The 19,101-nt window shown below is 39.3% G+C and carries 12 protein-coding genes and 5 pseudogenes; 10 read left to right on the top strand and 7 right to left on the bottom strand.

Annotation, left to right across the window (positions count from 1 at the left end; translation table 11 throughout):
* The first annotated feature begins 4 nt into the window (after positions 1-4).
* From JCM17102_RS07275 to JCM17102_RS07235, 10 genes and pseudogenes are all read left to right on the top strand, one after another.
* Positions 5-3,091: an efflux RND transporter permease subunit gene (locus JCM17102_RS07275; RefSeq protein WP_033886608.1), complete on the top strand. Its 3,087-nt coding sequence runs from the start codon at positions 5-7 to the stop codon at positions 3,089-3,091.
* Complete coding sequence (locus JCM17102_RS07270) at positions 3,091-4,470, top strand: efflux transporter outer membrane subunit (RefSeq protein ID WP_025074603.1); 1,380 nt, start codon at positions 3,091-3,093, stop codon at positions 4,468-4,470. Before JCM17102_RS07275 ends, JCM17102_RS07270 begins: the two co-directional genes overlap by 1 nt.
* A gap of 183 nt (positions 4,471-4,653) precedes the next feature.
* On the top strand, positions 4,654-6,300 hold the full coding sequence (locus JCM17102_RS07265) for a diphosphate--fructose-6-phosphate 1-phosphotransferase (protein ID WP_025074602.1): 1,647 nt from the start codon (positions 4,654-4,656) through the stop codon (positions 6,298-6,300).
* Positions 6,301-6,477: 177 nt separating this feature from the next.
* Positions 6,478-7,364 (top strand): annotated as a pseudogene (locus JCM17102_RS26605) (glycoside hydrolase family 25 protein).
* 75 nt (positions 7,365-7,439) lie between these two features.
* Positions 7,440-8,785, top strand: a pseudogene (gene lpdA / locus JCM17102_RS26600) (dihydrolipoyl dehydrogenase).
* 46 nt (positions 8,786-8,831) lie between these two features.
* Entirely contained in the window at positions 8,832-9,554 is a 723-nt protein-coding gene (locus JCM17102_RS07250; RefSeq protein ID WP_025074601.1) for a lipoate--protein ligase family protein, read from the top strand.
* Positions 9,555-9,641: 87 nt separating this feature from the next.
* A pseudogene (locus JCM17102_RS32375) lies at positions 9,642-9,809 on the top strand (biotin/lipoyl-containing protein); the annotation flags it as partial.
* 243 nt (positions 9,810-10,052) lie between these two features.
* Positions 10,053-11,041, top strand: a pseudogene (locus tag JCM17102_RS26595) (dihydrolipoamide acetyltransferase family protein); the annotation flags it as partial.
* Between the two features lie 36 nt (positions 11,042-11,077).
* Positions 11,078-13,111, top strand: a complete 2,034-nt coding sequence (locus JCM17102_RS07240; RefSeq protein WP_025074600.1) for an alpha-ketoacid dehydrogenase subunit alpha/beta — start codon at positions 11,078-11,080, stop codon at positions 13,109-13,111.
* 11 nt (positions 13,112-13,122) lie between these two features.
* Positions 13,123-13,629, top strand: a complete 507-nt coding sequence (locus JCM17102_RS07235; protein ID WP_025074599.1) for a flavodoxin — start codon at positions 13,123-13,125, stop codon at positions 13,627-13,629.
* A 120-nt stretch (positions 13,630-13,749) separates the two neighbouring features.
* Here the strand turns inward: JCM17102_RS07235 and prmA are convergent, their stop codons facing one another.
* The 7 genes and pseudogenes from prmA to JCM17102_RS07200 form a co-directional block, all read right to left on the bottom strand.
* Positions 13,750-14,601, bottom strand: coding sequence for a 50S ribosomal protein L11 methyltransferase (gene prmA / locus JCM17102_RS07230; RefSeq protein ID WP_025074598.1), 852 nt, complete (start codon positions 14,599-14,601; stop codon positions 13,750-13,752).
* Between the two features lie 255 nt (positions 14,602-14,856).
* Positions 14,857-15,327 carry a nucleoside deaminase gene (locus JCM17102_RS07225; protein WP_025074597.1) on the bottom strand — a complete coding sequence of 157 codons (471 nt, stop codon included), beginning with the start codon at positions 15,325-15,327 and terminating at the stop codon, positions 14,857-14,859.
* 101 nt (positions 15,328-15,428) lie between these two features.
* Positions 15,429-16,340, bottom strand: a complete 912-nt coding sequence (locus JCM17102_RS07220; protein ID WP_025074596.1) for an outer membrane beta-barrel protein — start codon at positions 16,338-16,340, stop codon at positions 15,429-15,431.
* 22 nt (positions 16,341-16,362) lie between these two features.
* Positions 16,363-16,809 carry a DUF6108 family protein gene (locus tag JCM17102_RS07215; RefSeq protein WP_025074595.1) on the bottom strand — a complete coding sequence of 149 codons (447 nt, stop codon included), beginning with the start codon at positions 16,807-16,809 and terminating at the stop codon, positions 16,363-16,365.
* A gap of 21 nt (positions 16,810-16,830) precedes the next feature.
* Positions 16,831-17,270, bottom strand: a pseudogene (locus tag JCM17102_RS26590) (PG0215 family putative anti-sigma factor).
* Positions 17,267-17,788 carry a GFO_1088 family ECF-type sigma factor gene (locus JCM17102_RS07205; protein ID WP_025074594.1) on the bottom strand — a complete coding sequence of 174 codons (522 nt, stop codon included), beginning with the start codon at positions 17,786-17,788 and terminating at the stop codon, positions 17,267-17,269. The pseudogene JCM17102_RS26590 and the gene JCM17102_RS07205 overlap by 4 nt, the downstream one beginning before the upstream one ends.
* 300 nt (positions 17,789-18,088) lie before the next feature.
* Positions 18,089-19,075 carry a Gfo/Idh/MocA family protein gene (locus JCM17102_RS07200; RefSeq protein ID WP_025074593.1) on the bottom strand — a complete coding sequence of 329 codons (987 nt, stop codon included), beginning with the start codon at positions 19,073-19,075 and terminating at the stop codon, positions 18,089-18,091.
* Positions 19,076-19,101: the final 26 nt, after the last annotated feature.

Genomic DNA, 19,101 nt, shown 5'->3' with positions numbered 1-19,101 from the left:
TTTTATAGATAGACCTGTTTTTTCAGCAGTAATTTCCATCGTTATTGTGATTGTCGGAATCATTGGTTTGACCATGCTTCCGGTGGATCAGTATCCACAGATTACGCCGCCGGTGGTAAAGATTAGTGCTTCTTACCCGGGTGCTAGTGCGTTGACTGTTTCACAGGCTGTGGCAACTCCGATTGAGCAGGAAATCAATGGTACTCCTGGCATGCTTTATATGGAATCTAGCAGTTCCAATTCCGGAGGGTTTTCGGCAACAGTCACTTTTGATGTTTCCGCTGATCCGGATTTAGCTGCAGTGGAAATACAGAATCGTGTGAAACTGGCAGAATCCCGTCTTCCGGCAGAAGTTATCCAAAATGGTATTTCTGTGGAGAAACAGGCACCTAGCCAGTTAATGACTTTGTGTTTGACTTCTACCGATCCTAAGTTTGACGAAATTTATTTGAGTAACTTTGCGACTATTAATGTGCTTGATGTGATTCGCCGAGTTCCTGGAGTAGGGCGTGTTTCAAATATTGGTAGTCGTTATTATGCTATGCAAATCTGGGCTCAACCTGATAAGTTGGCAAACTTTGGATTAACTGTACAAGATTTACAAAACGCCTTGAAGGATCAGAATCGTGAATCTGCTGCCGGTGTATTGGGGCAACAACCTGTAGAAGGTTTGGATATAACTATTCCTATTACTACTCAGGGACGTCTTTCTACTGTAGGACAGTTTGAAGATATTGTGGTACGTGCCAATGCTAATGGTTCTATCATCCGATTAAAAGACGTGGCACATGTCTCATTGGAAGCTTCTTCGTATAGTACGGAAAGTGGTATTAATGGTGAGAATGCTGCAGTACTTGGAATTTATATGTTACCGGGTGCGAATGCTATGGAAGTTGCAAGGAATGTGAAAGAAGCAATGGATGAAATCAGTAAGAATTTCCCTGAAGGATTAAGTTACGAGATTCCGTTTGATATGACGACATATATATCAGAATCTATTCATGAGGTATACAAAACCCTATTTGAAGCATTAGTACTGGTAGTATTGGTCGTATATCTGTCTTTGCAGAGTTGGCGTGCAACTCTGATACCGGTTGTAGCAGTACCCATTTCATTAATCGGTACCTTTGGTTTTATGTTGATATTTGGTTTTTCATTGAATATTTTGACATTGCTAGGATTGATCCTTGCTATCGGTATTGTAGTGGATGATGCGATTGTTGTGGTAGAAGGGGTAGAACATATCATGGAAACGGAAAAATTGAGTCCCTATGAAGCAACAAAAAAAGCGATGACCGGATTATCAAGTGCATTGATTGCTACTTCACTGGTGTTGGCAGCGGTATTTGTTCCAGTTAGTTTCCTGAGTGGAATTACCGGACAATTATATCGTCAATTTACAGTGACGATTGTGGTATCTGTACTTATTTCTACTATTGTAGCTTTAACTCTGAGTCCCGTTATGTGCTCTTTGATTTTGAAGCCGGATAATGGAAAGAAAAAAAATATCATTTTCAGAAAAATCAATGAATGGTTGGGAATTGGCAGTAATAAATATGTGTCTGCTGTGACACGTACAATCAAACATCCACGTCGGATATTAAGTGCTTTTGGAATGGTGTTGATTGCTATTCTACTTATTCACAGGATTATTCCTACTAGTTTTTTGCCAGTAGAAGATCAGGGTTATTTTAAGATAGAATTAGAATTGCCCGAAGGAGCTACATTGGAACGTACTCGTGCTGTAACTGATCGTGCAATAGCCTATCTGGAAAAGAATCCATATATCGAATATATTCAGAATGTAACAGGTAGTAGTCCACGTGTGGGAAGTAATCAGGGGCGTGCCGAATTAACTGTGATTCTAAAACCTTGGGAGGATAGAAAAAGTACTACTATTGAAAAGATTATGGATACGGTAGAGAAACATCTTAAAGAATATCCGGAATGCAAGGTATATTTGTCTACGCCTCCTGTTATTCCGGGATTAGGTAGTTCCGGAGGGTTCGAAATGCAATTGGAGGCTCGTGGTGAAGCTACTTTCGATAATTTGGTGGATGCGGCCGATACTCTGATGTATTATGCCTCTAAACGTAAAGAACTGACGGGATTGTCTTCTTCTTTACAATCGGAAATTCCTCAACTTTACTTTGATGTCGATCGGGATAAAGTAAAAATGTTGGGAGTACCTTTAGCTGATGTATTTTCTACGATGAAGGCTTATACCGGTTCGGTATATGTGAATGACTTTAATATGTTCAATCGTATATATAAAGTCTACATTCAGGCAGAAGCCCCTTATCGTGAACATAAAGATAATATCAATCTATTTTTTGTGAAAGCATCTAATGGAGCAATGGTACCACTGACTTCTTTAGGAAATGCATCATACACTACAGGGCCTGGTAGTATTAAGCGTTTCAATATGTTTACTACAGCTGTTATTAGAGGTGCTGCTGCACAAGGATATAGTTCAGGACAAGCGATGGAAATAATGGAGCAGATTGTTCGTGATCATCTTCCTGATAATATCGGTTTGGAATGGAGTGGATTGTCTTATCAGGAAAAAAAAGCTGGAGGTCAGACTGGTATGGTTATGGCATTGGTCTTTCTGTTTGTCTTCTTGTTTCTCGCTGCACAGTACGAAAGTTGGACAGTACCTATTGCAGTACTACTATCTTTGCCGGTAGCTGCTTTAGGAGCTTATCTCGGAGTTTGGGTCTGTGGTTTGGAAAACGATGTCTATTTTCAGATTGGATTAGTGATGTTGATTGGACTTGCGGCTAAAAATGCGATCTTAATTGTGGAGTTTGCCAAAGTACAGGTAGATAAAGGAGAAGATTTGATACAGTCGGCCATCTATGCAGCTCGCTTACGTTTCCGTCCGATTCTGATGACTTCATTAGCTTTCGTACTTGGAATGCTTCCGATGGTATTGGCAAGCGGACCTGGTGCTGCCAGTCGACAGGCGATTGGTACAGGTGTGTTTTTCGGAATGATATTTGCCATTGTATTTGGTATTATTCTTGTACCTTTCTTCTTTGTAATGGTATATAAAACAAAGTCGAAACTTTTAAAACATAAGAAATAATGAAACGAAAAGATCTATATATTGCCCTTCTATTATTTGCTGTAATCATGACTTCCTGTAAAGTTGGGAAAAACTATGTTCGTCCAGATCTTTGTTTACCCGATAGTCTGGAACAGAATCAGGACACCGTTAGTTTTGGTGAACGGGATTGGAGAGAAATTTATACGGATACAACTCTCTGTAATTTGATAGATCGTGCATTAGAACATAATAAAGATATGTTGATTGCTGCTGCTCGTGTGAAAGAGATGGCAGCTCAGAAGCGAATATCTACGGCAGCATTGCTTCCTGATATAAAAGGAAAAGTGACTGCAGAACGTGAATTAGAAAATCATGGTGGAGATGCTTTCAAGAAAGCTGATACATTTGAAGCTCAGTTTCTGGTTTCATGGGAAATTGATCTTTGGGGGAATTTACGTTGGGCACGATCAGCGAGTGTAGCTGAATATTTACAATCAGTGGAGGCGCAACAGGCTCTTCGAATGACAATTGTTGCTGAAGTGGCTCAAGCGTATTATGAATTGGTTGCTTTAGATACAGAACTTGACATCGTAAAACAAACGTTGAAAGCTCGTGAAGAAGGAATACGTCTTGCTCGTATCCGTTATAATGGTGGATTGACTTCTGAAATTCCATATCGTCAGGCACAAGTTGAGTTGGCACGTACTGCTACTCTAGTGCCGGATTTAGAACGTAAAATCTCTTTGAAAGAAAACGATATTGCTTTTCTTGCCGGTGAATATCCTAACAGAATTGTCCGTTCACATTTGCTTCAGGGATTTAATATTCCGGAAACACTTCCGGTGGGATTACCTTCTGCTTTATTGGAACGTCGCCCGGATATTCGTCAGGCAGAGCAAAAACTGATTGCGGCGAATGCTAAAGTCGGGGTAGCTTATACAAATATGTTTCCACGTTTAGCACTGACTGGAGGTTTTGGAACGGAAAGTACTTCTCTTTCGGATCTTTTAAAATCTCCTTATACAGTCATGGAAGGAGCCTTACTCACGCCTATATTCGGATGGGGAAAGAATCGTGCAGCTTTGAAAGCAAAGAAAGCTGCTTATGAAGCAGAGGTACATAATTATGAGAAGGCTGTACTGACAGCTTTTAAAGAAACCCGTAATGCGATCGTAAACTTTAATAAGATAAAGGAGGTATATGCTCTTCGGGCTAATCTGGAACATTCGGCAAAGAGTTACATGGATTTGGCACAGTTACAGTATATCAATGGATTTACTAATTATCTGGATGTATTAGATGCTCAACGTGGATATTTTGACGCTCAAATTGGTTTGAGCAATGCCATTCGTGATGAATTGATTGCTATTGTTCAACTTTATAAGGCTCTTGGTGGAGGATGGAGAGTAAATAATTGATGAAAGGTTGTGTAATAACATTCGTTGGATATCCCGAATTATAGAACAGAGTTCTGTCAATCGCGAATTTACAGATATAAAAGTTTCTTTGCTTCTTTTGTATTCCAGAAAAAAATGCGAAATTTGCAACGCTTTTCAAGTTTAGCAAGAAACTTACTAACACCTTTAATAAAAATAAAGAAAATGACTAAAAGTGCATTGCAAATCGCAAGGGCTGCTTACCAGCCCAAACTTCCGAAAGCCTTGGCATCTGGAGCTGTAAAAGCTGTAGAAGGCGCAGCTACTCAGTCTGTGGCAGATCAGGAAGCTATTAAAGCTTTATTCCCTAACACTTATGGAATGCCGTTGATTACATTTGAAGCAGGAGAAGCTGTGAAACTTCCTGCAATGAATGTAGGTGTTATCCTTTCAGGTGGACAGGCTCCTGGTGGACACAATGTAATTTCAGGTTTGTTTGACGGTATCAAAAAGTTGAATTCGGAAAATAAATTGTATGGTTTCATTTTAGGCCCTGGTGGTTTGGTTGATCATAATTACATGGAACTGACTGCAGATATCATTGATGAATATCGTAATACAGGTGGTTTCGATATAATTGGTTCTGGCCGTACTAAATTGGAATCAGAAAGTCAGTTTGAAAAAGGTTTTGAAATCATCAAGGAGTTGGGTATCAAAGCACTGGTTATTATCGGTGGTGATGACTCTAACACAAATGCTTGTGTGCTGGCTGAATATTATGCTGCTAAGAAATATGGCGTACAGGTAATCGGCTGTCCTAAGACTATTGACGGTGACTTGAAGAATGATATGATTGAAACATCTTTCGGCTTTGATACAGCTTGTAAAACTTATGCAGAAGTAATTGGTAACATTCAACGTGACTGTAACTCTGCACGTAAATACTGGCATTTCATCAAATTGATGGGTCGTTCGGCTTCTCATATCGCATTGGAATGTGCTTTGCAAGTACAACCTAACGTATGTATCATTTCTGAAGAAGTAGAAACTAAAGATATGTCTTTGGATGATGTAGTAACATACATTGCTAAAGTTGTAGCTGATCGTGCTGCGCAGGGACATAACTTCGGTACTGTTTTGATTCCTGAAGGATTGGTTGAATTCATTCCGGCAATGAAACGTCTGATTTCTGAGCTGAATGACTTCTTGGCAACTAATGCTGAAGAATTCTCTCACATTAAGAAATCTCACCAACGTGATTATATTATCAGTAAGCTGACTCCGGAAAACTCTGCAATTTATGCAAGTCTGCCAGAAGGTGTAGCTCGCCAGTTGTCTTTAGATCGTGACCCACATGGAAACGTTCAGGTATCGTTGATTGAAACAGAAAAACTGTTGTCTGAAATGGTAGCTACTAAATTAGCTACTTGGAAAGAAGAAGGTAAATATGTTGGTAAGTTTGCTGCTCAACATCACTTCTTCGGTTATGAAGGACGTTGCGCTGCTCCGTCAAACTTCGATGCTGACTATTGTTACTCTTTAGGTTACACAGCTTCCATGTTGATTGCTAATGGTAAAACTGGTTACATGTCATCTGTACGTAACACAACTGCTCCTGCTGCTGAATGGATTGCAGGTGGTGTGCCTATTACAATGATGATGAACATGGAACGTCGTCATGGCGAAATGAAACCGGTTATTCAGAAAGCTTTAGTGAAACTGGATGGTGCTCCTTTCAAAGCATTCGCTTCACAACGTGATCGTTGGGCTACTGAAACTGATTATGTATATCCAGGGCCGATTCAGTATTTTGGTCCGACAGAAGTATGTGACGAGCCAACTAAGACTTTACAGTTGGAACAAGGAAAATAAATTTGTTTCAGGGGGACTGTGGTGAAAAGCAGTTCCCATGAAGAACCACTTAGACGCGGATAACGCGGATAAATGTAGATTTTTTAGAATCCGTATTATCCTCGTAAATCCGCGTCTAAGTAATATATCATAAGGCTTTTAATCTAATTCCTAAAATTATTTGCCGTTAAAGAAATAATGCCTTCACGTAATAATCCTGTTTCTGTTGTTCAAAAGAGGAAACCTGTTTCTTCCACTAAAAAAAAGAGAGTTTCTTCTAAAACTTCCCGTACTTTCCGGAAGGTAGAAAGTAAGCATAACCGTCCAATGTCAAATTGGCTTCGAAATGTGTTGGCAGTAATTATTATTGTTTGTTTTTCCATTATTTTCTATTATTTCTTTGTCCGTCCCTATACTTATCGTTGGCAGACTTGTCATGGCCGTAAAGAATATGGAGTATGTATTCCCTGCGGATATGATGTTCATGGTATTGACATTTCCCATTATCAAGGAAAAATAGATTGGAGCAAATTGTTGCAAAATAAAGATACGGATTTTCCTTTGCATTTTGTTTTCATGAAGCGACAGAAGGAGGAGATCATGGTGATGATACCTTTGAAGCCAATTTTGCTGATGCACGTGATCATGGATTTATACGTGGAGCTTATCATTTTTATATTCCCAATACAGATGCACTCAAACAAGCTGACTTTTTTATCCGTACGGTAAAATTAGATTCAGGTGACCTTCCTCCAGTACTTGATGTCGAAGTAAGCGGAAGCAAGGAAAAAAAGGAATTGCAAAAAGGTATTAAGCGTTGGCTGGACCGTGTGGAATCTCATTATGGAGTGAAACCTATTTTATATACCTCTTATAAATTTAAAACCAAATACTTGAACGATTCTATTTTTAATACATATCCTTATTGGATTGCCCATTATTACGTTGATTCTGTGAAATATCAAGGTAAATGGGACTTTTGGCAACATACTGATGTAGGAAGCGTCTCCGGTATTCCAGTGAATGTAGATCTAAATGTATTCAACGGAACGTTGGAAGAACTTAAAAAGATGACGATTAAATAGTTATACTTCTTCTCTCCAAAAACTAACTTCTTCTTTTATTTGTTATAATCGTATTATTAATAAATAAGTACGATTATGAATTTTGATATAGCTATTATTGGTGGTGGTCCTGCTGGCTACACGGCTGCTGAGCGGGCTGGTGCAAATGGTTGAAGGCTGTTCTTTTCGAGAAAAAAGCGATAGGTGGAGTCTGTCTCAATGAAGGATGTATTCCGACTAAGACTTTGCTCTATTCTGCAAAGATACTGGATAGTATTAAGAATGCTCCTAAATATGGAATTTCTTCCGATACTCCTTCTTTTGATTTAACTAAAATAATGAATCGTAAAGATAAGACAGTGAAAATGCTGACGAGTGGGGTGAAGATGACGGTTAATTCTTATGGAGTGACGATAGTGGAAAAAGAAGCTTATATAGAAGGAGAAAAAGACGGGTTGATTCGCATTTCTTGTGACGGAGAAATTTATCAGGTGAAATATCTTCTGGTATGTACCGGATCTGATACAGTCATACCTCCAATTCTGGGATTATCTGATATTAAATATTGGACTTCCAGAGAAGCGTTAGAAATTAAAGAACTTCCAGAGAGTTTGGTGATTATTGGTGGTGGAGTTATAGGTATGGAATTCGCTTCTTTCTTTAATAGTATGGGAGTGAAGGTCTCTGTAGTAGAAATGATGCCTGAGATCTTGGGTGCTATGGATAAGGAGACAAGTGCTATGCTTCGCTCGGAATATGCAAAGCGTGGAGTTACTTTTTATCTGAATACTAAAGTCGTGGAGGTAAAACCTACTGGCGTTGTTATTGAGAAAGGAGGGAAGACCTCTACAATAGAAGCAGAGAAGATTCTCCTTAGTGTGGGACGTAAGGCAAACATAGCTAATGTTGGATTAGATAAACTTTCTGTTGAACTTCACAGAAATGGAGTACAAGTTGATGAACATCTACAAACTTCTCATCCTAGAATATATGCTTGTGGAGATATTACAGGATATTCTCTTTTAGCACATACAGCCATTCGTGAAGCTGAAGTAGCTATTAATCATATTTTGGGAATAGATGACCGGATGAATTATGACTGTATTCCGGGAGTTGTCTATACCAATCCTGAAGTTGCAGGAGTGGGTAAAACAGAAGAAGAACTTATAAAACAAGGTATTTCTTATCGAGTAATGAAACTTCCAATGGTATATTCCGGTCGTTTTGTAGCAGAGAATGAGCATGGAACAGGAATCTGTAAGCTGATTCAGGATGAGTTTGGGCGCATTATTGGATGTCATATGTTGGGAAATCCGGCATCAGAGTTAATTGTAATAGCAGGTATTGCTATCCAAAAAGGATATACAGTAGAGGAATTTCAGAAGAGTGTATTTCCACATCCTACAGTAGGAGAGATTTATCATGAGGTATTGTTCTCATAAAGTTTAGTCTCTGTTTTCAATATTACAAATATAATAATCTGTATTTATGTCCCGTTATATTTATAGTCCATTTGCAGACATTTACTTTCATTTGGCTGCGGAAGAATATCTGTTGAAGCAAAGTACTGATGACGTGTTTATGCTTTGGCAGGATACTTCTTCTGTGGTATTGGGGAGACATCAGCGAGCCTGTGCAGAGATTGATTGTAATTGGGCAAAACAACAACAGATTCAAATAGCAAGACGTTTTTCAGGTGGAGGAACAGTATATCATGACTTGGGAAATGTTAATCTGACTTTTATAGAAACCGTTTCCCGTATTCCCGATTTTACCGTATATCTACAACAGACATTAGATTTTCTAGCCTCATTGGGTTTAAATGCTCAGGGAGATGAACGTCTGGGAATTTATCTGAATAAACTAAAAATATCGGGGAGTGCACAATGTGTCTATAAAAATAGGGTACTGTATCATTGTACATTACTTTATGACACTGACCTCGATATTTTAAATAGAGTTCTGAATCCACAGGAAGAAAATATAACTAATACTTCTCAAATTAAATATGCTATGTCTTCGGTCAGAAGCGAAGTTACCAATATACGTAATAGTAACTTTACAGAAACTGTTGATAGTTTCAAGGAGATTGTTTTTCAATATTTCAGTCGGGGAGAAACGGAAAGTATTTTCAGCAAAGAGGAATTAGAAGCGATTGGGCAACTTCGTGAAAGTAAATATATGCAAGAAGATTGGGTATTCAGTCGCTGACATCCGGTTAAAAATACTTTAACTTAAAACTTTCTTTTTCAGCGGCTTGTTCTACAGTATCATAGTTGAATAATAAAATTATTGTTTATGTCAAGATTCGAAATAAAAATGCCTAAGTTAGGCGAGAGTATAACAGAAGGAACGATTGTTTCCTGGTCTGTAAAAGTAGGGGATACGATTCAGGAGGATGATATCCTGTTTGAAGTAAATACCGCTAAAGTAAGTGCGGAGATTCCTTCTCCGGTTGCTGGAAAAGTTGTGGAAATCTTATACAAAGAGGGAGATACGGTAGCAGTGGGAACTGTGGTTGCTGTTGTCGATCTGGATGGAGAAGAATCTTCGGAAGAAACTACTGCGAGCGAAAACACAGGAAAAGAAGAAGCTAATCCTTCAATGAACACTATATCTGATGTGAATGGAACAAAAACGTCAATAGAATCAGAAAGCCAACCTACTGAACCAAAAGATCAGCCTCAGGAGTTAAATCCTATTGTTGTGACAGAAGAACGTTGGTATTCTCCTGTAGTGATTCAATTAGCCAGAGAAGCCAATATTCCCAAAGAAGAATTAGATACGATACAAGGAACAGGCTATGAAGGCCGGTTGAGTAAAAAAGATATAAAAGATTATATAGACAAGAAGAAACGAGGTCTATCAAATACCTCTAAAATTTCTGCTGCCGCTACCTCTGTATCTTCTGTTAAGCCAGCCTCTTCTGCTTCAGCGTCTTCAGCTACAACTGCCTCGGTTGCTGCACCGAAACAAACTACATCAACGACATCTAATATACCGGGGGTAGAAGTGAAAGAAATGGATCGTGTTCGCCGGATCATTGCCGATCATATGGTTATGTCTAAAAAAGTTTCTCCTCATGTAACCAATATAGTCGAAGTAGATGTTACCAAATTGGTACGTTGGCGTGATAAGAATAAAGATGCATTTTTCCGTCGTGAGGGAGTGAAATTAACTTATATGCCTGCAATTACCGAAGCCGTAGCTAAAGCTTTAGCAGCCTATCCTCAAGTAAACGTATCAGTTGATGGATATAATATCCTTTTTAAGAAACATATCAATGTTGGTATTGCTGTTTCCTTAAATGATGGAAATCTGATTGTTCCTGTAGTACATGATGCAGATCGTTTGAATTTAAATGGATTAGCTGTTGCTATTGATTCTTTGGCCATCAAGCACGCGATAATAAACTAATGCCGGAAGATATTGATGGAGGTACATTTACCATTACCAACTTCGGTACGTTCAAAAGCTTGTTTGGTACTCCGATTATCAATCAACCACAGGTTGCCATATTAGGAGTAGGATACATCGAAAAGAAACCGGCTGTTGTTGAAACACCGGAAGGAGACACAATTGCTATTCGCCATAAGATGTATTTATCTTTATCCTATGACCATCGGGTGGTAGACGGTATGTTGGGAGGTAACTTCCTGCATTTTATAGCAGACTATCTGGAAAACTGGAAAGGCTGATAACTAATTGTTTCATTCATAAAGAACTCATTAACTATGAAAAAGTATGATATAAAGACTACAGATGTGGAAACCTTGAAAAAGTGGTATCATCTGATGACATTAGGGCGTGCCTTGGATGAAAAGGCTCCATCCTATTTGCTACAATCTCTGGGCTGGTCTTACCATGCACCTTATGCAGGTCACGATGGTATTCAGCTAGCTATCGGACAGGTGTTCACACTCGGCGAAGATTTTCTGTTCCCTTATTACAGAGATATGCTGACTGTTCTTTCTGCTGGAATGACTGCAGAAGAAATTATTCTGAACGGAATATCCAAAGCAACCGATCCGGGTAGTGGGGGACGACATATGTCGAACCATTTTGCCAAACCGGAATGGCATATCGAAAATATCTCATCGGCTACCGGAACACATGATCTTCATGCAGTAGGTGTAGCTAGAGCCATGGTCTATTACGGACATAAAGGAGTTGCTATTACTTCCCATGGTGAATCTGCCACTTCCGAAGGTTTTGTTTATGAAGCTATCAATGGTGCCAGTCTCGAACAGCTTCCTGTCATTTTTGTTATTCAGGATAACGGATATGGTATTTCTGTACCGAAATCGGAGCAAACAGCTAATCGTAAAGTCGCTGAAAATTTTTCCGGTTTTAAAAACTTGAAAATCATCTACTGTAATGGTAAAGACGTTTTCGACTCTATGAATGCAATGACCGAAGCACGTGAACACGCTATCAATACCCGTAATCCAGTTATTGTACAAGCAAACTGTGTTCGTATCGGTTCCCATTCCAATTCGGATAAACATACTCTCTACCGGGATGAGAATGAGTTGGAGTATGTAAAAGACGCCGATCCTTTGGCAAAATTCCGTAGAATGTTACTTCGTTATAAACGTCTGACAGAAGAGGAATTGCAACAAATAGAGGCAGCAGCAAAGAAAGAACTTGCTGCCGCTAACCGGAAAGCACTGGCTGCACCCGATCCGGACCCAAAAAGCATTTATGACTTCGTAACCCCGGAACCTTATCAGCCTGAAAAATACAAAGACGGTACTCACAACGAAGAAGGGGAGAAAACCTTTATGGTGAATGCCATTAACGAAACGCTGAAAACGGAATTCCGAAGAAATCCGAATACATTTATCTGGGGGCAGGATGTAGCTAACAAGGATAAAGGCGGTGTATTTAATGTAACCAAGGGAATGCAACAGGAATTTGGAGATGCACGTGTATTCAGTGCGCCGATTGCTGAAGATTACATTGTTGGTACAGCCAACGGAATGTGTCGGTTTGATCCAAAGATTCATGTCGTTATAGAGGGAGCGGAATTTGCTGACTATTTCTGGCCGGCTGTAGAACAATACGTAGAATGTACACATGAGTATTGGCGCAGTAATGGAAAGTTTGCTCCGAATATTACCCTGAGATTGGCTTCCGGAGGTTATATTGGTGGAGGATTATACCATTCTCAGAACATAGAAGGAGCGTTAACCACCCTTCCGGGTGCACGCATAGTCTGTCCCTGTTATGCGGATGATGCTGCCGGGTTACTTCGAACCAGTATACGTTCTAAAGGATTTACTTTGTTCCTGGAACCCAAAGCATTATATAATTCGGTAGAGGCTGCAACTGTTGTTCCCGAAGACTTTGAGGTACCTTTTGGTAAAGCTCGTATTCGCCGCGAAGGAACTGATCTGAGTATTATTACTTATGGTAATACGACACATTTCTGTTTACACGCTGCGGAACTATTGGAAAAGGAATGTGGATGGAAAGTAGAAGTCATAGACATTCGTTCGTTAATGCCATTGGATAAAGAAGCTATTTTCGAATCAGTGAAAAAGACAAGTAAGGCATTGGTTGTTCATGAAGACAAAGTCTTTGCCGGTTTTGGTGCTGAGCTGGCTGCAATGATTGGCTCCGAGATGTTTCATTACTTAGATGGACCGGTTCAACGTGTTGGTTCTACCTTTACTCCTGTAGGATTCAATCCACTTCTGGAGAAAGCCATTTTGCCGGATGAGGCGAAAATATATGAAGCTGCTAAAAAGTTATTAGAATATTAACTCTGTGAATTATGAAAAAGATAGGTTTATTTTATGCTACCAAAACAGAAAAGACATCCTGGGTAGCCGAGAAGATTGAGAAAGAGTTTGGGAAAGACAAGATAGACGTAGTACCTATTGAGCAAGCTTGGCAGAATGACTTTTCTGCTTACGATCGTTTTATAGTAGGTGCATCCACTTGGTATGACGGAGAACTCCCGACTTATTGGGATGAATTGATACCGGAGTTGCGTACGATGGACCTGAAAGGAAAGAAGGTTGCTATTTTTGGCTTAGGTGACCAAGTGCGTTATCCAGAGAATTTTGCTGATGGTATCGGTTTGTTAGCTGAAGTTTTTGAAGGTGACGGTGCTATTCTTGTGGGGTGTACCTCTCCCGAAGGATATACTTTCGAACGTTCTCGTGCGTTGCGCGATAGTAAATGGTGTGGCTTGGTGATTGATTTGGATAATCAATCTGAACAAGCGGAAAAAAGGATAAAAGAGTGGTGTGTGCAGATCAAAGAAGAGTTTAAGTGAAACCACATATCGTTTTATATAAATTATCCCTACTATTAATTATCCTATTTAAATATAAAATGGTCGATTAATGGTAGGGAGTTTTATTTTTTGAAGAGTCATTAGAGTCAGTATCTGAATTTATCCGACAGGATAAATAAACTTTACTGCTGCCCAGCGATTCTTTTCTTTCTGGCTAACGAACTTCAATCCGTTCTTTTCTGCTTCTGCTCGGATAACCGGAATGTCATCAACGTAAAACCCGCTCATCAACAATTCCGATCCCAATTGCATACAAGCAACATATTGTTTCATATCGTTCAACAGAATATTTCTGTTGATGTTAGCGATAACAACGTCGAAAGGACCTAGCCCGTTCAGTGAAGAAGCATCTCCTTGTGAAACGGCAATATCATCTACATGGTTCAGTTCTATATTTTCGATAGAGTTGCGAACACACCATTCATCGATGTCGATAGCAGTACAAGGTTGTGCTCCCCGCATACGTGCGAGTATTGTTAGAATAGATGTTCCACACCCCATATCAAGTAATGATTTTCCTTTCAGGTCACTTTCCAATAATTCGCTGATGATAAGACTTGTTGTTTCATGATGTCCTGTACCAAAAGCCATTTGGGGATTGATGACAATGTCATACTCTGCTGGGGGAATATCCTGATGGAATGTACTATGAATCACACAACGGTCACCAATAACAATTGGCTGGAAGAAATTCTTTTCCCATTCTTCGTTCCAATCTTTATCTTCTGCTTCTGTATATGTATAGGTAATTTTTGTATCCGACAATGGAAATTCAGCAATTGCACTCTTCAAAGTTGATTCGTCATATAAAGCTTGTTGGATATAAGCAGTCAATCCTCCTTCACATTCTACAAAACTTTCAAAACCAACTTCCCCTAGAAAGGCAGCCAATATATCATTCATTGTATCAGTGCAAGGGAGAGTGGTAAATGTAAACTCAAAGTATTTCATAATTATTATCTAATCTAAATTAAGTGCAAATATAACCGAAAAATGAGGAAATCCCTAACATTTTATCTATGATTCATTGTGCAACAGATATCTTCAGTCTGATATATATGAAGATTCGTTTCATGCAGATTTTTCTTTCTAAAGAGATGTTTTGAGATGCTACATGAAATAATTATTAAATTATTTGCTAGTGATTTGAACTTTTTTGAAATTCGTTAGTAATAGTTTTTGTTTATGTTTCCAATCCTTTCCCTTTTAATATTCCACCTTATCTTCCTTTGCACTCCATTCTTCAAAAGCCTTGATAGCCTCGTTGTGTAGTAACACTTCTGAAGGAAGTTTTCTGTCTGCAGGTTTCAGCTCTAGTTCATCATATATAAAGGAATCATCAAAGCCGATATTTTTAGCATCCGTTTTATTGTTAGCATAATACATTTTATCCAGTCGTGCCCAGTAAATAGCACCTAGACACATCGGGCAAGGTTCGCAGGAAGTATATATTTCGTAACCGCTAAGGTTGAAAGTTCCAAGTTCGGTAGCTGCTGCGCGGATAGCACTAACTTCTGCATGCGCAGTAGGATCGCAGGATGCCGTTACACGATTGACACCGGTAGCGATAATTTCACCTTCTTTTGTTGCTATGACGGCACCGAAAGGACCTCCTCCGTTAGCAACGTTCTCTTTGGAAAGCTCAATAGCTTTCCGCATAAGTTCTTCTTTAGTCATCATACAAAAATATCGTTAGTTTTATTTATTTGCTACATTTTTCCTACAAATATAGATAAAACTAACGATATTCCTATCAGGTATTCATGCTTTTAATCCTTTTACCAATACCAACTCAATCCAAAAGAGAAGGGATACAATTCAGGACCTTTTCCTTTTTCGAAGATTCCATAAGTGGTGTAGCGTGTATAAACTCCCAAATTTCCGTATCCGGCTTGCGCCAACAGATTGATTCCTACAGGACGTCCGTGCAATCCTTTATCAAATGTTTCTTTCTTGCCGTTGATCTTTCCTTTGGATCTGAATCCATGACGGATTTCAGCTTCCGGACCGACAGAGAAAAAGACAGACCTTCTGTTGCTTAATCTAGTTTGCCATTCAATAGAAAGAGGAATGCGGAAGTAGAAATAACGTAGCCGACTTTTACTATATTCGGTAGATATTCCATCGGCAGGTTCGAGAGAACCGGATACTACTTGCGTTATTCCGTCAATGTCACGAAATGCATAATCGCCATCCAGACGCATACTGCGATATCCCCATCCTAGTCCGAAGGCAAATCCCCAATTCTTGGTCGGACCGAATGCATGAGAAGTGGTGAACAAATTAGCACCAATTTCCCATGAGTGACTGGTGTTGAGACTGACTTGATTAGAAGGATTGAATGTCCCGAAATCATTGGATACCATCAGGTAACCGAAATAAAGACCACAAAGATGCGGAGAGAACGTATTCCTTTTTTTTCGTTTATTAGAAAAGGGGAGAGCATCCAGAATAGTGCGGTTTTCTGTACTTCGTCCGTTCAGATAAACTCCTTCAAAAATTTGTGTGTTATTTACCAGGCTGTCTCCATTAGAAGACTTTTCGTAAAGTTTCACTTTTATCTTGTCACCTTGTTCTTTGATAACTATCTTCCGTCCCTTAGCGTAGAAAGTAGTATCTTGGGAAGTGTTCTCGTTTTGTGCTAGAAGGCTTATAGGAACCATCAATAGCAGTAATAATAGGTTTTTCATATCGTTTATAATTGTAAAGAATTTATTCTTTCTTCATAAATAGCATCGTAATCAGATCATCGGCATCTAGTTCACCTTCTATGTAAATAAGAGTGGCTGCCCCTTTCTTTCCTGTTTTAAAAAGGATGAAACGGTTTATGTCTTCTTTGATCTGAGGAAGTTGGTAGTATCCCGATTGTATTTTTCCGCCGGAGACAACTTCCTTTACTTTCTTAGCTTTCTTTTTGTCGGCTTCCAGACAACGCAGGATGGTAGGTAATGCCTTTTCTGCATCTTTGAATACAAGACTTTTGTAGAGGTTCATCTGGTAAGTTTCAAGCATTTCGTTGGATAATTCAACCATAGTTACTCCTTTCTCTTTACCGTACTTCTGGAAGACAGTCGCAATCTGTAACCCCTGTTGGGCGACAGCAGATGCAGCAGACATAAGGAGCAGAGTAATAAATGTGGTACGAATGATTCTATTCATCATATTCTTATGCTTTATATATTATTCTTCATCTTCAAATAAGGTATTGAAAACATCTTCTTCACTTAGGCTGACTTCACGAAAAGCAGCTACTGCCTGCTTGCGTACGAAAGCAGCATCTGTATATCTTTTTCCGTCAATGATACATAATTTGTCGGTGAGGGAGCTAGTTCTCTGAAGGTTCCCGTTATACCTAGCAATAGCAATATGACTGCTGCTATTCCTGAACTGTAAGTGATATATTTCCTGCGTGTTTTAGTCTTCTTTCTGAGGGGAAAAGTCTCTACTATCGGTTCGGAGAACTTTGTATGCTCAGTTTCGAAGTATGAAAACATCGGGCGATATACTTGAAGGTGATCCGGTACAAGACCTCCGGTAAAGAAATGGCGTAACTCGCGTTCCTCTTCACTGGTCGTTTCTCCTTCAAAATATTTATTTAACAGCATTTCTATGTCTTTCATGCTTCATTCCTCCTTTTACGTTCCTGTATGGTTTGCAAATAGATTTCTCTTATCTTTTTTCGGCCTCTTGACAGATTACTACGAATGGCTTCCGCAGTACATCCTGTTATTTCTGCAATCTCTTCCGTTTCGTATTCTTCGATGTCTTTCATCCGAATAATGGTACGTTGAAGTGTAGGCAGACAATCAATAATCTCTTTCATTAGTCTGAACTCGTCTTTCTCTTCTAGTAGACACTCCGGACTAGCAACAGTGGCAGATAGTTGTAACCCCTCAAGCGGGAGATTATTCAGTCGCTGGGTACGCCACATATCCATACAAAGATGATGAGTCATTGTCATGGCTACAGCTTCGATACTTCGATATTCTTCAAGTTTCTGGCGTAGATTCCACAATTTGAGCATCACTTCTTGTACAGCATCCTCGGCATCTGAAGGATTATCTGTCATTTTCCGTGCATAGTTTAGTAGTTTGTCACGGAGTGGTAATACTTTTATTTTAAATTGATTGAGTTCCATTTACACAGATAAGACGTAGGAAAATGAAAAACGTGACATCGAAAAGATGACTTTTTAATTTCTATATAGAATTATTTGTTGTTAGTCAGGAGGACTGTAAGATTACTCGATAATCAGAATGTTGTTTCAGGGAAAACAATTTGATTGACTCTGATTATAAATAGTTTATTATAAATAAATTATTTAGATATGGATAGTGCGAAATGATATAAATTTAATTCTTTAATTCGCACAATCCATATCTACAAGATATACTATTTTCAGTTAGTTTTATAGGAAGGATACTTTCCAAATCTACTTTTAAAGTTTCCCGAGAATTTTGTCCATCACCCAGTTGGTTAATGTTGCACTATTTCCGTCGCAGGAGCATGTGGACTTGCCAAGCAGATGATCGACTACAGCCTGAATAAGCGGCTGTTGCACATGTTCCGGGTTATCGATACAGAATTCTTCACGTCCGCGTTCGGTATGCAGAGCTATTGGGGCATACGTAAATACGGAGAAACAAATCATTCCTTTATCTCCTATAATCTCGATGCGGTCTTCACGGGCTGAATCGTGTGCTACAAAACACCAGGAGCCACTACCCACCAATCCGTTATCAAACTGGAAGCAAGCACTTAGGGTATCTTCCGCCGGATAAAGTCCTCCCCGGTTGCTCTTATATCCGCTTGCTTCAAGAATACAACCGAACATATCCTGTAATAAATCTATCTGGTGGGGAGCAAGATCATAAAAATATCCGCCTCCGGCAATATCCGCTTGTACACGCCATGGAAGATTATCACGATTGTAATCCAAATCACGTGGAGGTTGTGCAAAACGAATTTGTACATTGATAACATTACCGATAGAACCATTTTCTACCAACTCTTTAACTTTCTGAAAATACGGGAGATACCGGCGATAATAAGCAACAAAACAGGGCACACCTGTCTCTTGTGAAATACGGTTAATACGGGTACATTCTTCGTATGTTTGTGCCATCGGCTTTTCAATATAGGCCGGTTTACCGGCTTTCATGGCCATAATGGCGTAAGTAGCGTGTGAAGAAGGGGGAGTTGCAATATATATCGCAGTAACTTCAGGATCATCAATCAGTTCCTGTGCATCGTCATACCATTTTTTGATACCTCTTTCTTTTGCATAAGTTTTGGCTTTAGTGTTGTCACGACTCATTACGGCTACAACTTCTGAATGGGCTACTTTCTGAAAAGCCGGACCACTTTTAGTCTTCGTTACTTCTCCGCAGCCAATGAAGCCCCACTTGATAATCTTTTCGCTCATAAATACCTATTCTATTTTTACATCCG

It is taken from the genome of Bacteroides faecichinchillae JCM 17102 (assembly GCF_000614145.1).
In the GTDB taxonomy this organism is placed as follows: domain Bacteria; phylum Bacteroidota; class Bacteroidia; order Bacteroidales; family Bacteroidaceae; genus Bacteroides; species Bacteroides faecichinchillae.
Note: the sequence above shows the minus strand (reverse complement) of the source record. Positions and strands in the feature narration are given on the sequence as shown.

What these genes read in the sequence shown, in the direction of transcription:
- JCM17102_RS07270 (WP_025074603.1), top strand. Translation starts at nt 3,091, where the DNA reads ATGAAACGAAAAGATCTATATATTGCCCTTCTATTATTTGCTGTAATC.
- JCM17102_RS07265 (WP_025074602.1), top strand. Translation starts at nt 4,654, where the DNA reads ATGACTAAAAGTGCATTGCAAATCGCAAGGGCTGCTTACCAGCCCAAA.
- JCM17102_RS07250 (WP_025074601.1), top strand. Translation starts at nt 8,832, where the DNA reads ATGTCCCGTTATATTTATAGTCCATTTGCAGACATTTACTTTCATTTG.
- JCM17102_RS07240 (WP_025074600.1), top strand. Translation starts at nt 11,078, where the DNA reads ATGAAAAAGTATGATATAAAGACTACAGATGTGGAAACCTTGAAAAAG.
- JCM17102_RS07235 (WP_025074599.1), top strand. Translation starts at nt 13,123, where the DNA reads ATGAAAAAGATAGGTTTATTTTATGCTACCAAAACAGAAAAGACATCC.
- prmA (WP_025074598.1), bottom strand. Translation starts at nt 14,601, where the DNA reads ATGAAATACTTTGAGTTTACATTTACCACTCTCCCTTGCACTGATACA.
- JCM17102_RS07225 (WP_025074597.1), bottom strand. Translation starts at nt 15,327, where the DNA reads ATGACTAAAGAAGAACTTATGCGGAAAGCTATTGAGCTTTCCAAAGAG.
- JCM17102_RS07220 (WP_025074596.1), bottom strand. Translation starts at nt 16,340, where the DNA reads ATGAAAAACCTATTATTACTGCTATTGATGGTTCCTATAAGCCTTCTA.
- JCM17102_RS07215 (WP_025074595.1), bottom strand. Translation starts at nt 16,809, where the DNA reads ATGAATAGAATCATTCGTACCACATTTATTACTCTGCTCCTTATGTCT.
- JCM17102_RS07205 (WP_025074594.1), bottom strand. Translation starts at nt 17,788, where the DNA reads ATGGAACTCAATCAATTTAAAATAAAAGTATTACCACTCCGTGACAAA.
- JCM17102_RS07200 (WP_025074593.1), bottom strand. Translation starts at nt 19,075, where the DNA reads ATGAGCGAAAAGATTATCAAGTGGGGCTTCATTGGCTGCGGAGAAGTA.